General features: G+C 45.2%; 19 protein-coding genes. 12 read left to right on the forward strand and 7 right to left on the reverse strand.

Features of this window, described 5'->3' with window-relative positions:
• Window positions 1–171 precede the first annotated feature (171 nt).
• From CBX98_RS21565 to CBX98_RS21575, 3 genes are all read right to left on the reverse strand, one after another.
• Entirely contained in the window at window positions 172–1,698 is a 1,527-nt protein-coding gene (locus CBX98_RS21565) for a tripartite tricarboxylate transporter permease (protein WP_005395074.1), read from the reverse strand.
• A gap of 19 nt (window positions 1,699–1,717) precedes the next feature.
• Window positions 1,718–2,212, reverse strand: coding sequence for a tripartite tricarboxylate transporter TctB family protein (locus CBX98_RS21570; protein WP_172606010.1), 495 nt, complete (start codon window positions 2,210–2,212; stop codon window positions 1,718–1,720).
• A gap of 239 nt (window positions 2,213–2,451) precedes the next feature.
• The gene (locus CBX98_RS21575) at window positions 2,452–3,423 is read right to left on the reverse strand and encodes a tripartite tricarboxylate transporter substrate binding protein (RefSeq protein WP_005395072.1); all 972 of its coding nucleotides are present in this window, start codon (window positions 3,421–3,423) and stop codon (window positions 2,452–2,454) included.
• A gap of 259 nt (window positions 3,424–3,682) precedes the next feature.
• Between CBX98_RS21575 and CBX98_RS21580 the strand changes: the two genes are divergently transcribed.
• The 10 genes from CBX98_RS21580 to CBX98_RS21625 all read left to right on the forward strand — a co-directional run bounded on the left by CBX98_RS21580 (window position 3,683) and on the right by CBX98_RS21625 (window position 17,158).
• Window positions 3,683–4,081, forward strand: a complete 399-nt coding sequence (locus CBX98_RS21580; RefSeq protein WP_168187801.1) for a GFA family protein — start codon at window positions 3,683–3,685, stop codon at window positions 4,079–4,081.
• A gap of 265 nt (window positions 4,082–4,346) precedes the next feature.
• Window positions 4,347–5,060, forward strand: a complete 714-nt coding sequence (locus CBX98_RS21585) for a GntR family transcriptional regulator (RefSeq protein ID WP_005395069.1) — start codon at window positions 4,347–4,349, stop codon at window positions 5,058–5,060.
• Window positions 5,061–5,072: 12 nt separating this feature from the next.
• Window positions 5,073–5,969 carry a methylisocitrate lyase gene (prpB, locus tag CBX98_RS21590; RefSeq protein ID WP_005395068.1) on the forward strand — a complete coding sequence of 299 codons (897 nt, stop codon included), beginning with the start codon at window positions 5,073–5,075 and terminating at the stop codon, window positions 5,967–5,969.
• 130 nt (window positions 5,970–6,099) lie between these two features.
• Window positions 6,100–7,242, forward strand: coding sequence for a 2-methylcitrate synthase (gene prpC, locus CBX98_RS21595; RefSeq protein WP_109170241.1), 1,143 nt, complete (start codon window positions 6,100–6,102; stop codon window positions 7,240–7,242).
• A gap of 156 nt (window positions 7,243–7,398) precedes the next feature.
• On the forward strand, window positions 7,399–9,990 hold the full coding sequence (acnD, locus tag CBX98_RS21600; protein ID WP_109170242.1) for a Fe/S-dependent 2-methylisocitrate dehydratase AcnD: 2,592 nt from the start codon (window positions 7,399–7,401) through the stop codon (window positions 9,988–9,990).
• 9 nt (window positions 9,991–9,999) lie between these two features.
• Complete coding sequence (prpF, locus tag CBX98_RS21605) at window positions 10,000–11,196, forward strand: 2-methylaconitate cis-trans isomerase PrpF (protein WP_109170243.1); 1,197 nt, start codon at window positions 10,000–10,002, stop codon at window positions 11,194–11,196.
• 57 nt (window positions 11,197–11,253) lie between these two features.
• Window positions 11,254–13,131, forward strand: coding sequence for a propionyl-CoA synthetase (locus CBX98_RS21610; RefSeq protein ID WP_172606011.1), 1,878 nt, complete (start codon window positions 11,254–11,256; stop codon window positions 13,129–13,131).
• Between the two features lie 190 nt (window positions 13,132–13,321).
• Window positions 13,322–13,798, forward strand: a complete 477-nt coding sequence (locus CBX98_RS21615; RefSeq protein WP_047009793.1) for a GNAT family N-acetyltransferase — start codon at window positions 13,322–13,324, stop codon at window positions 13,796–13,798.
• 194 nt (window positions 13,799–13,992) lie between these two features.
• Window positions 13,993–15,324 carry a trypsin-like serine protease gene (locus CBX98_RS21620; RefSeq protein WP_109170245.1) on the forward strand — a complete coding sequence of 444 codons (1,332 nt, stop codon included), beginning with the start codon at window positions 13,993–13,995 and terminating at the stop codon, window positions 15,322–15,324.
• A 388-nt stretch (window positions 15,325–15,712) separates the two neighbouring features.
• On the forward strand, window positions 15,713–17,158 hold the full coding sequence (locus CBX98_RS21625; RefSeq protein WP_006741551.1) for a bifunctional NUDIX hydrolase/phosphatase PAP2 family protein: 1,446 nt from the start codon (window positions 15,713–15,715) through the stop codon (window positions 17,156–17,158).
• 162 nt (window positions 17,159–17,320) lie between these two features.
• Here CBX98_RS21625 and CBX98_RS21630 read toward each other — a convergent pair whose 3' ends face one another.
• The gene (locus tag CBX98_RS21630) at window positions 17,321–18,130 is read right to left on the reverse strand and encodes a Cof-type HAD-IIB family hydrolase (RefSeq protein ID WP_109170246.1); all 810 of its coding nucleotides are present in this window, start codon (window positions 18,128–18,130) and stop codon (window positions 17,321–17,323) included.
• A gap of 216 nt (window positions 18,131–18,346) precedes the next feature.
• Between CBX98_RS21630 and queE the strand changes: the two genes are divergently transcribed.
• Window positions 18,347–18,997: a 7-carboxy-7-deazaguanine synthase QueE gene (gene queE, locus CBX98_RS21635; RefSeq protein WP_172606012.1), complete on the forward strand. Its 651-nt coding sequence runs from the start codon at window positions 18,347–18,349 to the stop codon at window positions 18,995–18,997.
• A 14-nt stretch (window positions 18,998–19,011) separates the two neighbouring features.
• The gene (queC, locus tag CBX98_RS21640; RefSeq protein ID WP_104969424.1) at window positions 19,012–19,707 is read left to right on the forward strand and encodes a 7-cyano-7-deazaguanine synthase QueC; all 696 of its coding nucleotides are present in this window, start codon (window positions 19,012–19,014) and stop codon (window positions 19,705–19,707) included.
• A 12-nt stretch (window positions 19,708–19,719) separates the two neighbouring features.
• Here the strand turns inward: queC and CBX98_RS21645 are convergent, their stop codons facing one another.
• From CBX98_RS21645 to CBX98_RS21655, 3 genes are all read right to left on the reverse strand, one after another.
• Window positions 19,720–21,693, reverse strand: a complete 1,974-nt coding sequence (locus CBX98_RS21645; protein ID WP_109170247.1) for a diguanylate cyclase — start codon at window positions 21,691–21,693, stop codon at window positions 19,720–19,722.
• A gap of 187 nt (window positions 21,694–21,880) precedes the next feature.
• Window positions 21,881–22,234, reverse strand: a complete 354-nt coding sequence (locus tag CBX98_RS21650) for a DUF2750 domain-containing protein (protein WP_109170248.1) — start codon at window positions 22,232–22,234, stop codon at window positions 21,881–21,883.
• 167 nt (window positions 22,235–22,401) lie between these two features.
• Complete coding sequence (locus CBX98_RS21655) at window positions 22,402–23,016, reverse strand: OmpA family protein (protein ID WP_046874949.1); 615 nt, start codon at window positions 23,014–23,016, stop codon at window positions 22,402–22,404.

Here is a 23,016-nt window from a genome sequence, read left to right on the forward strand (position 1 = left end):
GGAATGATGATAATTCGTTGGTTAAGTTGCGCTAAGTGTGTATTCATGCAACTACTCTTATATATAGGCGATGACTTGTCAATATTGTTTTGCTTAATAAGTGAACGATTTGATAGGAGAAAGAAAAGCCATCGCGATGGATGGCTTTATCTAGGTTGTAAGAGACAGTTATTACTGCTCAACGCTCACTGGTTGTGCTTTAAACTTTTGAATCAGCTTTACGATTAGTGGACTTGCCAGTACCAATACGGCCAAAACAGTAAAGGTAAGGGTAATAGGGCGCTCCCATAGGAAACTCAATTCGCCGTCTGAAATCATTAATGCGCGGCGTAAGTTCTCTTCCATTAATCCCCCAAGGATGAAACCCAGCAATAAAGGCGCAAGTGGGAAGTTAGCGAGTCGAAGTGCAATGGCAGCCATAGCGACAATCAGCATCACGAACACATCCATGGTATTGAATGAGACCAAATAAACTCCGGTGATTGAGAAGAATAAAATCATCGGTAGAAGCACCGTTCTAGGCACCGCCAAAAGCTTTGAGATGTACGGAATCAACGGTAAGTTCAGGATCACGAGTACGATGTTGCCGAAGTACATGGAAATGATCACCGACCAGAACACGTCTGGGTGCTCAACAAACAGGCGAGGACCAGGTTGAATACCATAAGCGATCAGCGCACCGAGCATTATTGCTGTTGTACCAGAACCCGGAATGCCAAGCGTTAGCAGCGGTACAAATGAACCACTAGAGGCTGCATTGTTCGCTGATTCTGGCGCGACCAAACCACGGATACTGCCTTTACCGAACTCTTCCTTTTTCTCTTTAGGTGCGAGGTTGCGCTCCATGCCATAGCTTAAAAAAGCAGCAATGGTTGCTCCTGCGCCAGGAAGAACGCCAGTGAAGAAACCTAATATTGAAGAGCGAATTGAAACAGGCGCAACATCTTTGATTTCGTCCTTGGTCACTTTCATTGAGCCAATGTTACTCAGCTTTTCCTGTTCTTCATCGCTGGTGTCTTTTGATGGTTTAAGAATGCCCATCAGCGTCTCACCCAGTGCGAATGTCGCCATTGCAAGCAACAAGAAGCTAAAGCCATCCATTAAATCCGTTAAACCGAAGGTAAAGCGTTCAACGCCTACGCCTTTATCGATACCAACTGTAGATAGCATCAAACCAAGAATGGTCATCATCCACGCTTTGATGACCTGACCTTTCCCCGCAAAAGCCGCGACTGCTGATAACCCAAGTAGCATCAACGCAAAATAGTCTGACGATTGGAAGCTAAGTGAAACGCTAGCCAATGCTGGTGCTGCGACAAGCAACATAATGGCAGATAGCGTACCGCCAGTGAAAGAAGAATAAGCTGCCAAAGCTAATGCTTTACCTGCTTGGCCTTTTTGAGCCATCGGGTAGCCGTCGAATGCTGTCACCACGGTTGAAGAACAACCCGGCGCGTTAATTAAAATCGACGATGTAGAACCACCAAATACCGCACCGTAATAAACACCCGCCATCAAAATAAGGCCAGAAGAGGGCTCTAGGCCATAAGTAATTGGGATCATCAAAGCAATGGCTGAGATCGGCCCAAGCCCAGGTAACATGCCGATAAATGTACCGACGAAACAACCAACGATCACCATCATGATGTTCATTGGCATTACTGCAGTGGATAAACCTTGTAGAATTCCATCTAACATAATTCAGTCCTTTCTTTGACTACCAGATGGTGAAAATCAAACCCGGTTCGAGATAGATGTCCAAACCTTGAGTGAGTAATAAATAGAACGCGATCACGAATGGAAACGACGCGCCGAACAGAACGGGTTTACGTCTTTCCCCCAGCAGATAAAAGCCAGCCAATAAAAAGAAGCCAGTAGCTATAACAAAGCCTAGGTAAGTCAGGCCTACGCCGTAAAGCGCCATCAAAACCAAGAAAGCGATCAGTAACTTCCAATTAAAGTTCAGCACCGCGCCACTTTGTTTATCTGGTTGTCCTGTTACCAGCAATAACAAAGAAAGGCCTGCACCAACGTAAGTCAGGATGGTTGGCAAGGTGCGAGCAGTAAACGGTTCATACTCATCGCCCGGAAACAGTGCGATTTGAGACGTTTGATAACCGTAGCAAAGACAGAAGAGTAGAAAGATCATTGCGCCGACACGGTCACGACAGAGCAAATATTCTTTGGTGAAAAAGTTGGTTGAACGAGACATATTCAACTCCTAACAAAAATAAAAAAGACCGCATATGGACGTTAATGAATAAACTAAACCATTAACAATTAAGCATTTCGCTGCTAGTCGAGCTGCTTTGGGTATATAAACAAAGGAGTGTGCATGCCGATTGTCGACAATATCCATATACGGTGAAACTTAGAGTGCAAATACAGTTGGGGAAATACCAACCCCACGTTATTGGGTGAGGTTGGAATCTGAGGGACCCAGTTCGACTGTTACTTTAGGAAGCCTAACTCGCGCATTAAGTCACCCATTTGCTGCTCTTGCTCTTCAAGGAACGCGAAGAACGCTTTGTCCGCCTTGTAGTTGTCTATCCAACCATTGCGGTCACGGACGACTTGCCATTCGTCAGTGTTGTACATTTTGGTAAATGCTGCATTCCATTCATCCAGCTTTTCTTGGCTAGTACCTGGTGCAGCAAAGAATCCACGCCAGTTAGCGAAGACAGTTTCGTTACCATATTCTGTTAGCGTAGGGATGTTTGGTGCGGCTTCTAGGCGTTTTGGTGCAGTTACCGCTAGCACTTTGACTTGACCAGATTTTGACATCTCCAGTACTTCACCTAGGCCCGTAGAGAGCAGTTGAGTTTCGCCTGAAAGAAGGGCTGCCATGGCTTTACCGCCCGCATCGTAAGCGATGTAACGAACTTTACGCGCATCAAATCCTTCGCCTTTAAATGCGGCGGCAACGACGAGGTGGTCCATAGAACCACGAGCTGAGCCACCCGCAATTTTCACTTTGCGAGGGTTAGATTCAAATGCTTTTACTACGTCTTCCCAAGAATTGTATGGCGAATCAACAGAGGCTACGATGGCACCGTAATCCGCAATGGTGGCTGCAACTGGAGTGAGATCTCTAAAGGATTGAGGGAAAATACCTGTTAGAGAGCGAACGACGATCGGTGTTGAATTCACCATCAGCGTATCTTCTTGGCGATCTGCCGTTTCAATCAAGTGCGCAATGGCTTTACCGCCGCCGCCACCAGAAAGGTTTTGGAAAGATACCGTCTCAACGATGTCTGATTTAAGTAGCACATCACCTGTACCTCGTGCGGTCATGTCCCAGCCGCCACCGGCACCTCCAGGGATCAAGAAATGCATTTTTTCTACATCAGCAGCAAAAGCGTTAAATGAAAATGAAGCTGCGATGATCGATGCGGCGAGCGTTGGTTTGATTACCTTTAACATGTTCACGTTCCTTATGTTGGTGACTCTATTTTTTGATGAGTCTTATTTTTGTTTCAGCTTTTAACTCGAACTGGATGCTGATGTGTCAAAGGTTAATCAAGTGTTAAATTGATGTCTTTAAAACGTCGATAAAGAGAATATTGAGCATAACGGATATTTTGTTCATAAAGTTCACGCTGAAAAATTGGTTGCACATCACGCGTGCGTGCTAACAATTACGTCATAATGGAATGACATCAAACGAATAAGGAAACAGAGAATGAAAGGGACATGTTTGTGCGGCGCTATTGAAGTGACCGCAGATGCTAAGAATGAAGTGAGTCTATGCCACTGCTCGATGTGTCGAAAATGGTCGAGTGGAGCACTCCATGCTGTGCATTGTGGTCCTAACGTAACGTTTAAGGGGGCCGAGCCAAAGCGTTATCAATCGTCTGACTGGGCGGTGAGAGGTTTTTGTGGCGAATGCGGTACAAACCTTTTCTATCATTTGTTACCGACAGGCGAGTACATTCTCTCCGCTGGTTTGTTCGACAATCCAGATTTCAAACTCACATTAGAGATCTTTACCGATGAAAAGCCCGCGTATTATGACCTCAATCCCACCTCACAAAAGATGACATCGCAGCAAGTTTTTGAGCAATTTTCATCTAAAGAATAACCTTTTGTATCCTTAATTGTTCGACAGCTTAATTGTTTTTCTTTTATATCATAATGTTAAGATGCGTTTAGTTGTCGACAATTTGGTTTTTCCTTCGCAATCACCCCTCCATTTAGCTCGTAATAGATGATTTTCATCGATTTAAATTACGACCTTAGTCTAAATTGTCGACAATTTACTTGATTGTCGACACTTTGATCGACTACTTTATATTCAGGTTAAGAAATTGTAGACATTTTGATGTCGGTAACGTGAGTATCTGAGTATGAACTCTGAGTTGAAAACTCGTTATAAAGTACTGGGTTCTGAGAAAGAACACACCAAGTCAGAAACACTGACAGAAACACTGATTGAAGTCATTGTGAATGGCGATGTTAAGCCTGGTCATAAAATCTCGGAGCCTGAACTGGCGAAGAAATATCAAGTCAGCCGCGGCCCTTTGCGTGAAGCATTAATGCGTTTAGAGGGGCTAGGGCTCATTGAACGTATTCCTCATGTCGGGGCTAGAGTGACCACTTTTTCTCCAGAAAAGCTGATAGAACTCTATGCGGTTCGCGAAGCGCTAGAAGGTATGGCGGCAAGGTTAGCAGCGCGACATATTACGCAAGAAGAGCTCTTGAGCTTGGAAATGCTATTGTCGACACATTCTAAGCACATTGATCAAGTGGAAGGAGCCTCTTACTTCCATCAGCATGGAGATTTTGATTTTCACTATCGCATCATCCAAGCAAGCCGAAACAGCAAGCTGATTTCTCTGCTGTGCGACGAGCTTTACCACTTGTTACGCATGTACCGCTATCAGTCACCGCGCGCGCAATCTCGTCCAAATGAAGCGCTGACTGAACACAAATTTATTCTGGAAGCCATCCGTAATCGCGATGAAGAGCTTGCAGAAATGTTGATGAGACGACACATCTCAGGAAGTCGAAAGCTCATCCAATCGCAAATTATACATACAGAAAGTTTAGACAAAGACTAGAAGGAATTCGTCATGAGCTTAACACCGGGAGCGAAGTTCAGACTCGCTATTGAACAAAACAATCCGCTACAAATTGTTGGCACCATTAATCCTTACTGCGCCATGATGGCGAAAAATTTGGGGCATCAAGCGATTTATTTGTCTGGCGGCGGTATTGCAAACGCGTCATACGGATTGCCGGATCTCGGTATTACAACATTGAACGACGTACTGGTCGATGTTGACCGCATCACTAACGCGTGTGATTTACCGCTATTGGTCGACATCGACACCGGTTTTGGAGGCGCATTTAATATTGCCCGCACGATCAAAGCAATGGAAAAGGCGGGTGCTGCTGCGGTTCATATGGAAGACCAAGTCGCACAGAAACGTTGTGGGCATCGTCCGAACAAAGCAATTGTGAGCCAGCAAGAGATGGTTGATCGCGTAAAAGCCGCGGTTGACGCACGCAATGATGAAAGCTTTGTGATTATGGCTCGTACTGACGCGCTAGCTGTTGAAGGTATGGACAGTGCAATTGAGCGTGCTATTGCCTGTGTGGAAGCAGGCGCAGATATGATCTTCCCAGAAGCAATGACCAAGCTGGATCAGTACCTTCAGTTCTCAAACGCACTTGAGCAAGCAACTGGAAAGCACGTTCCTATTCTGGCGAACATTACCGAGTTCGGCGCAACGCCACTGTACGGCTGCGACGAGCTTGCAAAAGCGAAAGTCGATATGGTGCTTTACCCATTAAGTGCGTTCCGTGCGATGAACAAAGCCGCTGAAACGGTTTACAAGCATTTGCTAGAAGTGGGCAATCAGGAAGCTTTGGTTGATTCAATGCAAACACGCAAAGAGTTGTATCAGCACCTGAACTACCACGATTACGAAGACAAACTTGACCAGCTATTCTCTGAAGGAAAATAGCTGGAAAAGAAAAGATAGACGGAAGCCCAAGAAAAGATAATCGGAATTTATCTAATTCAATAACGTGAAATTCGTCTGGCTAAAAAACGCTCCAAAGAGGGCAAAGCCAGACAGAAAAGGAGTTCAAACAATGTCTCAAACTGCAGAAAAAAAAGCAGAGTTAGGTGGTGCAGGCCTACGCGGTCAAAGCGCTGGAAGCACAGCTTTATGTACTGTCGGAAAAACGGGGACCGGTCTGACTTATCGCGGTTACGATATTACTGACCTTGCCAATAATGCTCAATTTGAAGAAGTTGCACATCTTCTGTTACGCGGTCACTTACCAATTCAGAAAGAACTGGATGCGTACAAGACACATCTCTTAAACCTTCGCGGCTTACCAACTGAGCTTAAGCAAGCGTTAGAGCTTATTCCTGCTACTGCTCATCCAATGGATGTGATGCGCACTGGTTGTTCTGTGTTAGGAAACCTAGAGCAGGAAATGAGCTTCGATGAGCAATTGCATTCGACGGAACGTATGCTGGCGCTTTTCCCAGCTATCATCTGCTACTGGTATCGTTTTAGTCACGATGGCGTTCGTATCGATACAGAAGATCAAACCGAAGACTGCATCGGCGGTTACTTTTTGCGATTGCTTACAGATAAAGAGCCATCAGCGCTACACAAGCAAGTGATGCACTGTTCCTTAATCCTTTACGCTGAACATGAATTCAACGCATCAACTTTTGCAGCGCGTGTTTGTGCGTCAACGTTGTCAGACATTCATTCTTGTATCACGGCAGCAATCGGTACGCTTCGCGGGCCACTTCATGGCGGCGCAAACGAAGCAGCGATGGAAATGATTGAAGATTGGCAAACGCCAGACGAGGCGGAAGCGAACATCATGAAAATGCTGGCCAACAAAGACAAGATCATGGGCTTTGGTCATGCCATCTATCGCGAAAGTGATCCTCGTAACGCGTTGATTAAGCGCTGGTCTAGAGAGCTGTCACAGCAAGTCGGTGATACACATCTATATGCTGTTTCTGAGCGTGTGGAATCAGTGATGAAGCGAGAGAAAGGTCTGTTCTGTAATGCGGACTTCTTCCATGCATCGGCTTACCACTTCATGGACATTCCAACCAAGCTGTTCACACCAATTTTTGTGATGAGTCGTTTAACGGGCTGGGCGGCACACGTTTATGAGCAACGTGCCAATAACCGCATCATTCGCCCAAGTGCTGATTACACGGGCCCAGATCATCAAGAATGGGTACCTATCGAGAATCGCTAGCGCGAAGGTCAATTAGGGCACATACGCTTTGATTGACCACCTCCTTCCTTTGTACCTCTCTCTGACAGAGGAAGGAGTCCCTCTCATCACGATGTTTCTGGAGCAATGGAAAAACGTTGATGAAGGCAAGATGTACAGACTGAATGGAAGCAAACCATGAACACAAATATTAATACCCAATATCGTAAGCCGCTTCCGGGAACTCAACTGGATTACTTTGATGCACGCGAAGCCGTCAATGCCATTTCTCCTGGAGCCTATGAAAAACTCCCTTATACCTCCCGCGTGCTAGCTGAGCAACTGGTCCGTCGCTGTGATCCGAACACATTGACGGATAGCCTGAAACAGTTAATTGAACGTAAACGTGATCTTGATTTTCCTTGGTATCCAGCACGCGTTGTTTGTCATGACATTCTTGGTCAGACCGCTCTAGTCGATTTAGCGGGTCTGCGCGATGCTATTTCGGATCAGGGTGGCGATCCTGCAAAAGTGAACCCTGTGGTTGAGACTCAATTGATCGTTGACCACTCTTTAGCGGTTGAGCATGCAGGCTTTGAACCTGATGCTTTCGATAAAAACCGCGCGATTGAAGAACGCCGTAATGAAGACCGATTTCACTTTATCGAGTGGTGTAAAACAGCGTTTGAAAACGTCAGTGTGATTCCTGCGGGTAACGGCATCATGCACCAAATCAACTTGGAGAAAATGTCTCCTGTGGTGCAAGCGAAGCAGGGTATTGCCTACCCAGATACCTGTGTGGGTACGGACAGTCACACGCCTCACGTAGACGCCCTCGGTGTTATCGCGATTGGTGTTGGTGGTCTGGAAGCTGAAACCGTAATGCTTGGCCGACCATCAATGATGCGTCTACCTGATATTGTTGGTGTAAAACTAACGGGTAAACGTCAACCGGGCATTACCGCAACGGATATTGTCCTCGCGATTACTGAATTCCTACGCAACGAGCGTGTCGTCTCCTCATATCTTGAATTCTTTGGTGAAGGTGCACGCGATCTAACGATCGGAGACCGCGCAACTATTTCAAATATGACACCAGAATACGGCGCGACAGCTGGCATGTTTTATATTGATGAGCAGACCATCAATTACTTGAAACTAACTGGCCGAGATGAAGAGCAAGTTGCTCTAGTAGAAAAATACGCAAAACAAACCGGTCTTTGGGCTGACGATCTAGATACTGCCGTTTATGAGCGAGTACTTGAGTTCGATTTATCATCAGTAAGTCGTAACATGGCCGGCCCGTCAAACCCTCACCGCCGTTTACCAACATCGGAGTTGGCGCAGCGTGGCATTTCTGGTGCGTGGGAAGAGAAAGAAGGTGAGTTGCCAGATGGCGCAGTGATCATCGCTGCTATCACATCGTGTACTAATACCAGCAACCCAAGAAACGTCGTCGCTGCTGGCCTTGTCGCGAAGAAAGCCAATGAGCTCGGCCTTGTACGTAAACCTTGGGTGAAATCGTCTTTTGCTCCGGGTTCTAAAGTTGCACGCCTGTACTTGGAAGAAGCGGGCTTATTACCTGAGTTAGAGAAGCTTGGCTTTGGTATCGTCGGTTACGCATGTACCACTTGTAACGGTATGAGTGGTGCGTTGGATCCAAAAATCCAACAAGAGATCATCGACCGTGATTTATATGCGACAGCCGTTCTGTCTGGTAACCGTAACTTCGATGGCCGAATTCACCCTTATGCGAAACAAGCCTTCTTAGCATCTCCACCGTTAGTTGTCGCTTATGCGCTAGCAGGAACCATTCGTTTTGATATCGAGCGCGATGCTCTGGGTATTGACCAAAGCGGTAAACCAATTTACTTAAATGATTTGTGGCCAAGTGACGAAGAGATCGATGCTGTTGTCGGTAATCATGTTAAACCTGAGCAGTTTAAGCAAGTTTACATTCAGATGTTTAAGCTGGATGACGCAGAGAAAAGCTCTAGTCCGCTTTACGACTGGCGTCCGATGAGTACCTACATTCGCCGTCCACCTTACTGGGAAGGTGCGCTGGCGGGTGAAAGAACACTGTCTGGCATGCGTCCATTAGCGATTCTGGGCGACAACATCACGACTGACCACCTGTCACCATCCAACGCGATCATGGCGAGCAGTGCTGCGGGTGAATACCTTGCCAAAATGGGCGTTCCGGAAGAGGACTTCAACTCTTATGCGACTCACCGTGGCGATCACTTAACGGCGCAACGTGCGACCTTTGCTAACCCGAAACTATTTAACGAAATGGTGAAAGAGAACGGTGAAGTCGTTCAGGGTTCTCTGGCGCGAATCGAACCAGAAGGCCAGGTTGTACGCATGTGGGAAGCGATTGAAACCTACATGAATCGTAAACAACCACTGATCGTGGTGGCTGGTGCGGATTACGGTCAAGGCTCATCTCGTGACTGGGCAGCAAAAGGCGTTCGACTGGCGGGCGTAGAAGCCATCGTTGCTGAGGGCTTTGAGCGTATTCACCGCACTAACTTGGTTGGCATGGGCGTGCTGCCATTGCAATTCAAGCCAGGTGTAAACCGCAATACGCTAGAACTGGACGGGACGGAACTTTACGACGTAGTTGGTGAGATTAAACCGGGCGCTGATCTAGCCTTGGTTATTACGCGTAGCAACGGCGACAAAGTCGATGTTCAGGTTACCTGCCGCCTAGACACCGCTGACGAAGTTCACGTGTACAACGCAGGCGGTGTTTTGCAGCGTTTCGCGCAAGATTTCTTGGCGCAATAAGGAGCGGTTATGGAAAGCAAAACTCCGAATCAAATGAGCCAAATCAAAGTGCCGGCGACGTACATGCGTGGCGGCACGAGTAAAGGTGTCTTTTTCAACCTTGAAGATTTGCCACCAGAGGCGCAAGTGGCGGGGGAAGCGCGTGACAAACTTTTGTTGCGTGTTATTGGCAGTCCGGATCCTTACGCTAAACAAATCGACGGCATGGGCGGCGCGACGTCAAGTACCAGTAAAACGGTGATTGTTTCGCGCAGCAGCCGTAACGACCACGATGTTGACTACTTGTTCGGACAAGTATCCATTGATAAGCCATTTGTGGATTGGAGTGGGAACTGCGGTAACTTGTCTGCCGCTATCGGGCCTTTTGCTATCCATGCTGGCCTGATCCCGCAAGATCGTATTCCAGAAAATGGCATTGTGACTGTGCGTGTCTGGCAGGTGAACATCAGCAAAACTATCTTGGTGCATGTGCCGATTGTGAACGGATTCGTGCAAGAAACCGGAGAGTTTGAGCTCGACGGTGTGACGTTCCCAGCAGCAGAGATTCAGGTGGACTTTGTTGACCCGGCAGATGGGGAAGGCAGCATGTTCCCAACAGGCAACTTAGTCGATGGTTTAGTGGTGCCGGATGTGGGTACGTTCAACGCGACCTTTATTAACGCGGGCATACCAACCATTTTTATTGATGCTGAATCGATTGGATATCAGGGCACCGAGCTGCAAGACGATATCAACAACGATGACACAGCATTAGCGATGTTCGAATCCATCCGTGCACATGGCGCATTAAAAATGGGGCTGATCTCTGAACTTGAAGAAGCTCAAACACGCCAGCACACACCAAAAATCGCGTTTGTATCCAAGCCGAAAAGTTACCAGTCCTCAAGCGGTAAAGCGGTAAATGAGTCGGAAATTGATGTGTTGGTTCGTGCGTTGTCGATGGGCAAACTTCACCATGCAATGATGGGAACAGCAGCTGTTTCTATCGCTTCAGCGGCGTGTGTACCGGGTACGTTGGTTAACTTGGCTGCTGGTGGCGGTGAAAAAGAGTCAGTGACTTTTGGCCATCCGTCAGGAACGTTAAAAGTTGGAGCACAAGCGAAGCAAGCTGAACAGGGCTGGGTGGTACACAAAGCCATCATGAGCCGAAGTGCGAGAATACTAATGGAGGGATTTGTGCGTGTACCCTCTGATGTCTTTGAGTGAAAAGAACGGTCTTTGAATAGAACGAGAGCAATGTCAGGACATACTGGAGGAAGCAATATGTCTTCATACGAAAAAGAATATTTATTGGCGAAAAACGAACCGGAGAGTTTTTGGCGCGCTCAAGCGGAGAATATCGATTGGTTCGAATCTCCTAAAACCATCTTGAAATCTGATGAAAACGGCATAGAACGTTGGTTTCCAGATGGTGTAATGAATACGTGCTGGTTAGCATTGGATTACCATTGCGAGCAAGGACGCGGTGATAATACGGCACTCATTTATGACTCGCCAGTAACCGGCAATAAAACAACGTATACCTATAGTGACCTGCGTGACCAAGTGGCAAAAATTGCCGGCATGCTGTCTGCCCAAGGCGTTGAAAAAGGCGATCGAGTTGTTATTTACATGCCGATGATTCCAGAAGCCGCAATGGCGATGCTAGCCTGTGCGCGTTTGGGGGCGATTCACTCCGTTGTATTCGGTGGTTTTGCACCTAATGAACTTGCTGTACGAATTGAAGATGCAGAGCCGAAAGTCATCATGACGGCGTCGTGTGGGATTGAGATCAACAAAGTTATTCCATATAAGCCAATGGTAGACAAGGCCATTATGGACAGCCGATGGAAGCCTGAAAAAGTATTTATATTCCAGCGTCCTGAGTGCGAAGCCGATCTAAACCAAGAAAGAGATCTGGATTGGCAGCAAGAGTACAACCAAGCGTTGCCACACGGTTGTGTTCCGGTGTTGGCAACCGATCCACTCTACATTCTTTATACTTCGGGTACGACAGGTAAGCCAAAAGGCGTTGTGCGTGACAACGGTGGCCATGCCGTCGCGATGAAGTACTCTATGAGCGCAATCTACAACATTCCTCAAGATGGCGTATTTTGGGCGGCATCTGATGTTGGCTGGGTAGTAGGGCACTCTTACATTGTTTACGCGCCACTGATTCACGGTTGCACAACAATCCTATTCGAAGGCAAGCCCGTCCGAACACCGGATCCTGGTGCATTTTGGCGAGTGTGTGACGAATACAAAGTAGATGCGTTGTTCTCTGCCCCGACAGCGTTCCGTGCGATCAAGAAAGAAGACCCAGAAGGTGAGTTTTTAATACAGTATGATCTCTCTAAATTGAAAACCATCTTTATGGCAGGAGAACGCCTTGACCCTCCAACACTGGAATGGGTTCAGAGCAAAGCAGACAAACCCGTTATTGACCACTGGTGGCAAACGGAAACGGGTTGGGCTATCGCGGGCAACCCAACAGGTGTTGAAATGATGCCAGTTAAAGCGGGTTCTTCGACGAAGCCAATTCCGGGTTATCAGGTCGAGATTCTGAATGAACTTGGAGAGTCGGTCGGGCCTAACCAACAAGGCTTTGTCGCATTAAAACGTCCGCTGCCACCGAGTTGTCTGCCAACGGTTTGGCGTAACCATGACCGTTTTGAAACCGGTTACCTCAGCCAATTCCCTGGCTACTATGTGTCAGGTGATGGGGGCTATCTGGATGAAGACGGTTACCTGTTCATTATGGGACGTATTGATGACGTGATTAATGTCGCGGGGCATCGTTTATCGACAGGCGAAATGGAAGAAATTGTCGGTGGCCACCCAGCGATTGCGGAATGTGCAGTCGTGGGTATCCACGATGAGTTAAAAGGGCAGTTACCACTTGGTTTTGTTGTGCTTAAAGATGGTGTCAAAGTGGACGAGCTTGATCTTGAAGGTGAGCTTGTTGGCAAGGTACGTAGTGAGATCGGTGCGGTTGCCTGCTTTAAGCATGCACTGGTTGTGGATCGCTTACCGAAAACACGTTCGGGTAAAATTCTGCGCCGAACCATACGTCAAATAGCCGATGGTGAAAAATACACCGTTCCGTCAACGATTGATGACCCAAGTAGTTTGAACGAAATTGAACGAGTGTTAAGACGCTAATTAAAACTCAATTCTAACTAACCCCTGATCCTCGAACTCTGTAGGTTGGTTCTGCCTCTGTACGCTTATTAAGTGCAGGGGCTTTTTTGTTTGTAGATCGCGTAAACGTCTCGTGCAGGTAATTTTGTGACTTGCCAATACAGCATTTTCCTCACAAACTACAGCCATTCAATTTTTAGTGACCCTTTGTATGACCACGTTTGTAATTAAATCTGCGTGTTTTAGCGACCTTGAGTCGCTCAACGACCTTATGTTTGAGCTGCATGATGAGCATCATCTTCAATCTCCTGAGCTGTTCAAAACTGCAGAGGAGATAGAGCAAGAAAAAAGTATTGCTCGATACATTGATGATCCTGAATGTCTTGTTTATGTAGCAAAACAAGGAGATGAAATGATTGGTTTTATCTCGGGTCATTTCTGTGAACTTGTTTCTACCGTCAGTCAGCCGGTTATGATGGGAAGTGTGGATGAGCTCTATGTGTTACCTGAGTTTCGGAAACAAGGCACGGCTCAGGCATTGATTAACAAAATTGAGTCAACGTTCTCTGATTACGGTGCAAAACAGATGTTTGTTGAAGTATGGCACTTTAACCAGGGGGCAGTCTCTTTGTATGAAAAACAAGGGTTTGCACACCATATTCACTATCTAAGAAAGCCGTTGAGCTAATGACTATGCTTAATTTTAATATTGTGATACACATTCTAGCGAATTGAAATCATTCAGTTCGTCAATAGACTTTTCTCTATAAGTTGCTCGCAATGTTAGTAAATTAATATGCGCCCACATTGGTATTGGCGTTTTTGTCTGCTTGTTTATTAGTAGCACGAGGATCGTGCTTACAAAAACAAGAGGACAATATTTTGAAACTAACAAAATCGTTACTTGCGTTGGCTGTTTTGCCAATGTTCGCAAGTGCTGATGATTTGTCACAGACACAAAATCACACTATACAACCCCAGATCGTAGGCGGCATCACTGCTGATCCTAGTGAGTGGAGATTCTACACCCAAATTGTTAGCCGTTATGGTAACCGATCATATTGTGGTGCCAGTTATATTGGGAATGGCTACGTCCTTACTGCGGCACACTGTGTCGAGGGTGATTCACCGAATCAGATTGCGGTTAAAATTGGTGGCGTCGTTTACAATGGCACTGACGGTGTTCGAGCTAACGTGAGTGAAATCCACATGCACCCGGCATATCGCCGAGCAACGCTTTCTCACGATCTCGCAGTCTTAAAGTTAGACTATGTACCTCAAGGTGTTGCTGCGGTTGAAATTGCCGATGGCAGTCTAACGCAATACGCCAGCATCGGAGATTGGCTTACAGTCGCAGGTTTAGGGAGAACCTCTGAAGGAGGAAGCTCTCCATCTCGATTGCAAGAGGTTGACGTTCCGCTCGTGTCGGACTCGACTTGTCGTCAAGCCGGTGGTAATTACACAACCGTTGGAGAGGTGTCTTTCTGCGCGGGAATTCCTCAAGGCGGGATAGATTCCTGTCAGGGAGATAGCGGTGGTCCAATCGTTATTAATCGTGGTGGCGTAATTACTCAACTTGGTGTGGTCAGTTGGGGAATAGGTTGTGCTCGTCCGGGTATGTATGGTGTTTATAGCGATATCGCCGCCATGCGTAATTTTGTTAATGGTGTCATTGGCAAGACTACACCTCCGAAAGAGAATGTTTCTGTTGGGTATACCACCGAACAGACATTGGCATCATTTAATGTTGGCGAGTTGCAGCAACATAGTTTTGTTATCAAAAATTCAGGTAACACGACGTTCACTGTAGAAAACGTTCGCGCGTTTGCTTCTGGCGTTGCTGATGCTGCCGTTATTGCAAATGATCAGTGTTCTCAGGCGACGTTAGCAATGAATGCAAGTTGTCGTGTCGATGTCGAATTTGGAGCAGCTCAGGCGGGAGAAGCAAGAGTTGCTTTGAACTTCAACGTTGATAAGACCAGTACACAATATCAGGCGCTAGTGTCGGCTCAAGCGAAAACAGTGACAACGCCTCCAACAGATAACTGCGCAGCAGAATGGCAAGCGAGTACGGTGTATCTCAAAGGGGATAACGTTACTTGGAATGGCAAAGTGTGGCAGGCGCAGTGGTGGACTCAAGGCGATAACCCAGCAGACTCTGGACCTTGGGGTGTTTGGCAAGAAGTTCGCGACGCACATTGCAAGTCTAACTAACCATCAAGCATTCAAAAGCTGATTCGTTGGTGACTTGAGGTAGAATTCATTCTTGGTTTCAACGAACAGCGCATAGTTATCATAAGCAGGGTTTATTGTTTTCGAATAATAAGCCCTTTTTTATTGTTCCAACTTTGAGAACCCATAAAATGTGTATGACTTTATCCTGACGCTACCTTCATATAACTGGCAGAATTGCGATCAACATTTCATGTTTTGTCTGATTTTTGTCAGGTTTGCATTAAATTACTCTCCAATGAGCTTCAAGATCATGCTTTATTCGATCAACGTTGTTTGGCATAACTCGTTACTTAATTTTTATCGAAAAAGATAAGATTAACTGCCATTATTCATTGGTTATCATAATGTTTACTTAAGGTCATATTTTGTGTTGAGACAGCTGTTATTACTCATCCTTTGTTTTATTTTGTTACCTGTTTCACCAATCTCTACGGCTAAAGCTGCCGCGAGCGAAGTAAAAGGGGCACTCTGCGTTGTTCGTGCTGACGACAAGTTAGTGCTAGTTCATGAAATATTGACGGATAAGATTTCTCTACCTGGTGGGACAATTATTGATGGAGAATCCCCCAAAGTTGCTGCGCAAAGAGAAACGTGGGAAGAAACGGGTTTAGTGGTCACTGTTGGGGAGGAACTTGGCAGAACAGACACCGCGGTTTATTACGATTGCATATCAGATTCTGAGATTATTGCTTTTTCGATGAACAATTCCTTAGGTGGGAATGAGTTACCTATTTGGTTTGCTCCTCACTACGGGGTAGAAATCGCATCTGCAATGTTACTTGGACCATCCGAGCTGCCATCATTTTTGTACCGCTATCCCGCTCAATGGCCACAAGCCATTCAGTTTTTTGAACAAGCTACTCAGCAGTCCGCATCTTATGTGACTCAGCTGATCGAATCCGCGCCTTCATTTCGTCAGATTGAATTGAGGTGGATGAAAGACTTACAAAGTTGGGTAGGGGCTTTATCCGAAACGAGTTTCGAGGTAGCGAATCAGATCTCAAATCTTGTTATAGAACTGACAGAACCTACGATACTGCTTTTTCTATTTCCGTTAGTAATGATGCGTTTTGGCAGTCGATTTGTATTCCGACTCTTTTTCGCTATTAGCGCGACGTCCCTGATGGTACTTGTAGCTCAACAGGGCTTTGCGCTTCCTCGCCCGCATGTCTATATACCAATGATGGAGTTAACACACAGCTTTGGATTTAGTTTTCCAAGTTTGCCTATTGCCGTTTGGTTTTGTGTTTTAACCTTTTTATTTCAGAGAACACATTATTTCGGTTTGAATGGTACGACCGCTGTTATGATGCTCATCACGCTTACTATTATGTTATGTAAGTTTTTCCTTGGTAGCGCCTTTTTCTTAGATATGTTGTTTGGTGCGCTGTTAGGAAGCTTGGTAGCCTGGCATGTTCTGCGATTGGAAACAAATCAAGACGTGAATGTTGATCAAGTGCTGAGCTCAAAAGGCGTCTGGTTCATTATGACTGCGGTAACGGCGGTCATCTCTGTTATCTGGCCATTACCTGTGTTTGGCCGCTGGTTAGCTATTTTAATTACGGCATCAGCGTTGGTTATGACGTTTAGAGAGTCAAAAGTGCATTTGGATTCTCGTCAGATGATTTTTGTAACGCTTGCGTTGGTATTCGTTGAGCAACTTTATTTATACTCAAGCTCTGTTGTCTCGTTTAGTGGTTTGTGGTCATTGGTATTGTCGACGTTGCATTATCCATTGTTGATGTTGCTGTTTATCTTGCTTGCAAGAAAGCTGATTCATGAAAAACAACAGAGAGAAACAGTGCTAGATTGATGGTTGTATGCTTTCTTTCTCAGGCATACGAGTAAAAAGAAAGCCTTGCTTTACAGCAAGGCTTTTTTGTACGTTGAGTAGCTCAACAATGTGGCTTTGCGTATATCTGACGCCATGGCTGAGTTAAAGGTAATAACGTTGACGCAATAGCGGCGGAGAGAATTAAGCGTTAAGGACGAATTTTTCAATCGCTTTAGCGACACCGTGTTCATCATTACTTACCGTAATGTAATCAGCGATTTGTTTGGTCTCTTCCATCGCATTTCCCATCGCGATACCAAGGCCAGCGTACTTCAGCATGTGGTGGTCATTTTCAGCATCACCCATACAGATCACTTCTTCCGGTTGAATACCTAGATACTCAGCAATTGCAGCAACACCAATACCTTTGTTGCTCGCTGGGTTAAGAAATTCCAGGAAGAACGGAGCGCTTTGAACCACCGTAAACTCTTCACGCATTTCAGACGGAAGCGCTGCGATGACCTCAGTTAACTTACTTGGCTCGGCAACCATCATTGCTTTGATGATTGGATGATCATCTTCTAGCGATTCAAAATTAATCTCTGTTACATTTAAGCCATTAATGTTGGCTTCGATGTCAGTGTATGGGTTTTTCTCATTGGTGATCAAGCCATGTGCTTGGCTGAATGCGTGCACATAAGCGCCTAATTCTTTCGCTTTGCGAGCGACTAATTTTGCTGCCTTACCATCAATGATTTGCTGGTGGATGATTTCATTTGTTCCTACGTTCTTAACCATAGAGCCATTGTAGAAAAGGACAAAATCTTTATCGGAATGGATATTCAGTTCGTCGAGCTTGCCTTGCATTCCTTCTAATGGGCGACCAGAAGCGAGAACGACAGTAACGCCTGCTTCTCGAGCCTTTGCGATCGCTTGTTTGTTTTCTTCAGAGATTGCTTTATCACTATTGAGCAGTGTGCCATCCATATCTAATGCGATCAGTTTATACATCATTTCTTACCTTAAAGTTTTTGGGAACTGTAAGTGAATAAGGTTTGGTATAACGCGAACCAGAAACCTACGCTCACCGCGACTATGAAACTACAAAATGGTCTATTTTAACAATTAATTTTTGGTTTAAATTGACCTAGACACGTGTGTCCATTAAGGTCTTCGCCTCGAAGTATTATGAGTTGAGTGAGTTCTACGTTGTATAAGCTAAATGAGATGTTTGAAACCATCCAAGGGGAAGGGGTTTTCACTGGAGTACCTGCTGTTTTTGTTCGCCTCCAAGAGTGTCCGGTTGGTTGCTCATGGTGCGATACCAAACAAACGTGGTATGCAGATGAAAATGACCAACGTCAAATTGGTGATATTTTGGTGAAGACGGAAGATTCTCCGACATGGTGCGTCGCATCTGCCGAGAACATCGTAGAGCAATATCAACTGCAAGGCTTTAATGCTAAACATATCGTGATTACTGGTGGTGAGCCTTGTATTTATGATCTACGCCCTTTAACAAAGGCGTTTGAGGATATGGGTTGCCAATGCCAGATTGAAACCAGTGGCACATCAGAAGTCATCACGTCAAAAAATACATGGGTGACCGTGTCACCAAAAGTGGCGATGAAGGGTAAACTTCCAGTTCTCAATAGCGCGTTAGAGCGTGCGAATGAGATTAAGCACCCAGTTGGTACGCAAAAAGACATCGACCATCTTGATGAGCTATTGGCAAATGCGAATGTCACGGTTGAGACTGTCATTGCATTGCAGCCTATTAGCCAAAAGCCTCGTGCAACGCAATTGTGTATTGAAACGTGCATCGCTCGCAATTGGCGTTTGTCTGTTCAAACTCATAAATACCTAAGTATTGCTTAAGAGCGGAGAGAGAAATGAAAAAAGCCGTTGTTGTTTTTAGTGGTGGTCAGGATTCCACGACTTGTCTGGTTCAAGCACTTAAAGAGTTTGATGAAGTTCATGCCATTACTTTTGATTATGGTCAGCGCCACAAGTTAGAGATAGAAGTGGCACAAAAGATCGCAAAGGATCTTGGCGTCAAAGCGCATAAAGTGATGGATGTTGGCCTTTTAAACGAACTTGCGATTAGCTCTCTCACGCGTGATGACATCCCTGTCTCACACGAATTGCAAGAAAACGGCCTACCAAACTCTTTTGTTCCTGGCCGGAACATCCTATTTTTAACGCTCGCAGGAATCTACGCCTACCAAATTGGGGCTGAAACCGTAATTACTGGCGTGTGTGAAACCGACTTTAGTGGTTATCCAGATTGTCGTGACGATTTTGTGAAAGCAATGAACACGGCTTTGGTGCAAGGGATGGACCGTAACCTGACGATCAAAACACCGTTAATGTGGCTAAATAAAGCAGAAACGTGGGCGTTAGCTGATCAATATGACGCGTTGCAACTGGTTCGTGAAAATACGTTGACCTGCTACAACGGGGTCATTGGTGATGGTTGCGGTGATTGCCCATCGTGCGATTTGCGCAAAGCTGGCTTAGATGATTACCTAAACAATAAAGAGACCGTAATGCAGTCTCTTGTGAACAAGCAGGCTGCTGACGTTTAGTCGTGCCTTGCTTTACTGGCTAACATAGTCAGAACCTAGGCTAATTGGCTCATCGTATGCGTCTATAATGATGTTTTTTCCCTGCTTTTTAGCCTGGTATAAAGCTTGGTCTAGTATCGAATAAAGTTCATCAAAGTTGGTAAGCGGCATTGATGTTGATAGATAGGCCAAGCTAGCGGTTACACTCAGATCACTATTATTTACCGTGCGTACGCGCTTCTCTGAAATCGTTTTGTGTAGGCTTTGTACGCGGAAAGGAACGTCAATTTCATCGACGTTTTTCAATAGTAAGATAAACTCTTCTCCACCCAAACGGCCGATATACTCTCCCTTATTGAGCTTAGCTTTAAGCACTTGGCAAACTTGCTGTAACACCAAGTCGCCAGTCGGATGACCGTATTGATCATTTATCGTCTTAAAGTCATCAAGGTCGATTAATGCTAAAACATAGCGGAAGTTTTCGTCCGCTTTGGAGGTTTGACCTTTGATGGTCTCTATAATTGCCGCTCTATTCAACGCACATGTTAGACTATCTATTTTGGCTTTTTGTCGTGTTTGTCGCTGAAGTATCAATGCCAGAATGAGCAAGACCAACAAACAGGAAACCACAAAATTATAAGTGCGCTTTTGATCGGTAAGCTTCTCAAATTGATGCTGATTTAAGCTTTTTTCATTATTCAACCGAGCGACTTGAAGATCATATTCGTACTCTTTCTTTGTGAGGTCTAATGCCTCTAATGCTTTAATATTGCTAGCGTCTCGGTTGGCCAATTCAATGTTTGAATAGGCTTCGTGGTGCTCTAATGCCAGTTTATAATCACCTTGGGCTTGGTACGCTTTGGAAAGGAGTAATTGAGCTTGTGCCTGTAATAATGGCCTAGAGTTATTGATCGCTAGTGTTAACGCGACTTTGCCATGTGCAATCGATTTTTCAGTAGCATGGTTTTTCAAATACGCGAACCCAGCAGCTAAATGTCCTTCCGTTTCGAGGTGCGTATTTTCATACGTTTCAGCAATGTCTAAAGCTTTTCCAATGTAATCTACTGCGGTATCCAGTTGCCCACTTTCGGCTAAAACCGCAGACAGCCCTAAGTAGCTTAACCCTTGACCATATGGGTATTGGAGCTGGTTGAGTATTGTTAATGCATTTTGATAATGATTGATGGCTTTATCGAATTCTTTGGATTTCTTATACATTGCCCCAAGGCTATGTTCGACCTGGGCGACTTTGAGTGGTGTCCCTTCATCTTGACGAGCGAGTAGGGCTTGGATGAGATATTGTTCTGATTGTTCAAACTGCCCAAGCTCTGCTAGCAAATTTCCGACGTCATTGTAAATGCCAGAAGGGTCGCTTTGAGCAGACATATTGGCCAGCAGCTTTCGATAAAGACTCAGCGCTTTTTCATAGTCGCCACGATAGTTATAATTGTTCGCTACCACACGTAACGCGAGATCAATAGGGAAGTTTTCTTGGTGTTGTTGACTTAGATGGCTTTCTAACGACGAGCAATAAAAGTTTGCTTTGTGATAACGACCTTGTTGATTCAAGGTATAACAGAGCTGATAGTTCATCAAAGCTTTGCCTTCAGAATCTGAAGTCTGCTTCATTTTTTGTCGCAACGAAGAAAAGCTATTTACTGAGGCGTCATAACTACCATGCTTACGTTCATTTAAGGCAAGAATGTACTCTGACTCTAACTGAGCAAAGTTATTGTTGAGAACTTGGCTGCTACCATAGTACGGCTGTTTTATGTTCGACATGTATTCATAAATCAGCCCGCTGACGTAGAGTTTTTCGCTGTGCGATTTCGCTGTGTGGTATCGATCTTGAAGCATGCTTAATGCTGAGTCAGGATTACTTCTCAATGTGGTTTGATAAACGGCGTGCCACTGCGTGATATTTTGTTCTGGCTCAATATCTTGAGTGTCACTAGCATATACCGGGGCGAGTAAGAGTGACGCAAGCAAAGGATAGAGCGTGCGCATATTTAAACGTGCCTTATGTTCTTTTGTTGCTTTGGAATTAGAGAATCATAACGCTATTAATTGATCAGCGTTGTGATTGAGTTGGGTGTACGAAGAAAAAGAATAGGAAAACTATGCACTTGGTCGACATATCAAAAAAAGAGCATAAAAAGAAAGACCCCAACATAAAGTTGAGGTCTAGAAGTCGTTATGCAATGTAAAGCTTAGCTAGATCTTGAGGCTCCATTTCTTTGCCTTCTAGCTGATCGTTCCAGTTAGTACCAACAAGAACACCATCTTCTGCAAGAGTTAAAAGCCAATCTTCAACAAAGATATCTAGTGGGATTTCTATTACAGTGAAGTCAGCCCATTCTTCAACATTGTGCGCTTCTGCATCTTCTTTAGAAGACCAGAAAGGCATGACTTCACTGTTTTCGAATTCAGTTGAATCGCAAGATAGCCAACCTTCTTCATTGCGTAAACCCCAAACCAGTTGGTTTTCTTTTGTTTCTGCAACAAAAAGGTCAAGGTTTGCTTGGATATCTGATGTAAGTTTGCTCATTTCAAAACTCTCGTTGTTATGACGCCGCTAGGGTAACACTAAAGTGCCGATTCCTAAAGCATAATACGGTTATTGAAATGAGTAAAAATAAAGGAGCCGAAGCTCCTTTTCTTATGTCGTTCTAGGTTTATTAATGCTTGTTTGAACAAACATTAATACAGATATTTTTACCTTTCAGGGAGGGTAGTGAATATTGTCCACTCTTTTTTAATCTCGCCTTTATAACCAACGACAGAAGCAGTTACTCGGCGGTTTAAAGCGTGGCTGACTTCATCGGTACCTTGTTGCGCTAGGTGAGTATCACCAAAGCCAACAATACGAACTCTGCTCGGTTCGATGTTGTAGCTCAATAGCGCCTCACGGACATTGCGTGCTCGTCTCTCTGATAGATCTTGGTTGTGCTGAGAGCCACCAACTTTACTCGCGTAGCCGTGCAGTTCGATCGACGTAGTAGGGTATTCTTTTAAAAAATCGGACAGTTCACGTACTTGTCTTCTGAACACGGGATTGATTTCATCAGAATCATTGGCAAAAAGTATTCTCACTTGCATGTTATCTGATGCTTTAATGTATTCGCCGCAACCGTCATTGTCGACTTCTGAGCCTTCAGGTGTGCCAGGGCACATATCTCGAGCGTTGATGACGCCATCGTTATCTTCATCTTGAAGGTCAGCAATTTGTTCTGCACTTGGTACAGGTCGATAGTCATACTCGTCTTCAGCAACAACCTGTTGAGTAACGGCGAGAAGGCTTAATGCAAATAGAATTTTCATTGGTTTCAT

This window comes from Vibrio sp. T9 (assembly GCF_003123985.1).
In the GTDB taxonomy this organism is placed as follows: Bacteria; Pseudomonadota; Gammaproteobacteria; order Enterobacterales; family Vibrionaceae; genus Vibrio; species Vibrio diabolicus.

Excerpts from the sequence above, each read along its gene's own strand:
- CBX98_RS21565 (WP_005395074.1), bottom strand. The coding sequence starts at position 1,698 with ATGTTAGATGGAATTCTACAAGGTTTATCCACTGCAGTAATGCCAATG.
- CBX98_RS21570 (WP_172606010.1), bottom strand. The coding sequence starts at position 2,212 with ATGTCTCGTTCAACCAACTTTTTCACCAAAGAATATTTGCTCTGTCGT.
- CBX98_RS21575 (WP_005395072.1), bottom strand. The coding sequence starts at position 3,423 with ATGTTAAAGGTAATCAAACCAACGCTCGCCGCATCGATCATCGCAGCT.
- CBX98_RS21580 (WP_168187801.1), top strand. The coding sequence starts at position 3,683 with ATGAAAGGGACATGTTTGTGCGGCGCTATTGAAGTGACCGCAGATGCT.
- CBX98_RS21585 (WP_005395069.1), top strand. The coding sequence starts at position 4,347 with ATGAACTCTGAGTTGAAAACTCGTTATAAAGTACTGGGTTCTGAGAAA.
- prpB (WP_005395068.1), top strand. The coding sequence starts at position 5,073 with ATGAGCTTAACACCGGGAGCGAAGTTCAGACTCGCTATTGAACAAAAC.
- prpC (WP_109170241.1), top strand. The coding sequence starts at position 6,100 with ATGTCTCAAACTGCAGAAAAAAAAGCAGAGTTAGGTGGTGCAGGCCTA.
- acnD (WP_109170242.1), top strand. The coding sequence starts at position 7,399 with ATGAACACAAATATTAATACCCAATATCGTAAGCCGCTTCCGGGAACT.
- prpF (WP_109170243.1), top strand. The coding sequence starts at position 10,000 with ATGGAAAGCAAAACTCCGAATCAAATGAGCCAAATCAAAGTGCCGGCG.
- CBX98_RS21610 (WP_172606011.1), top strand. The coding sequence starts at position 11,254 with ATGTCTTCATACGAAAAAGAATATTTATTGGCGAAAAACGAACCGGAG.
- CBX98_RS21615 (WP_047009793.1), top strand. The coding sequence starts at position 13,322 with ATGACCACGTTTGTAATTAAATCTGCGTGTTTTAGCGACCTTGAGTCG.
- CBX98_RS21630 (WP_109170246.1), bottom strand. The coding sequence starts at position 18,130 with ATGTATAAACTGATCGCATTAGATATGGATGGCACACTGCTCAATAGT.
- queE (WP_172606012.1), top strand. The coding sequence starts at position 18,347 with ATGTTTGAAACCATCCAAGGGGAAGGGGTTTTCACTGGAGTACCTGCT.
- queC (WP_104969424.1), top strand. The coding sequence starts at position 19,012 with ATGAAAAAAGCCGTTGTTGTTTTTAGTGGTGGTCAGGATTCCACGACT.
- CBX98_RS21645 (WP_109170247.1), bottom strand. The coding sequence starts at position 21,693 with ATGCGCACGCTCTATCCTTTGCTTGCGTCACTCTTACTCGCCCCGGTA.
- CBX98_RS21650 (WP_109170248.1), bottom strand. The coding sequence starts at position 22,234 with ATGAGCAAACTTACATCAGATATCCAAGCAAACCTTGACCTTTTTGTT.
- CBX98_RS21655 (WP_046874949.1), bottom strand. The coding sequence starts at position 23,016 with ATGAAACCAATGAAAATTCTATTTGCATTAAGCCTTCTCGCCGTTACT.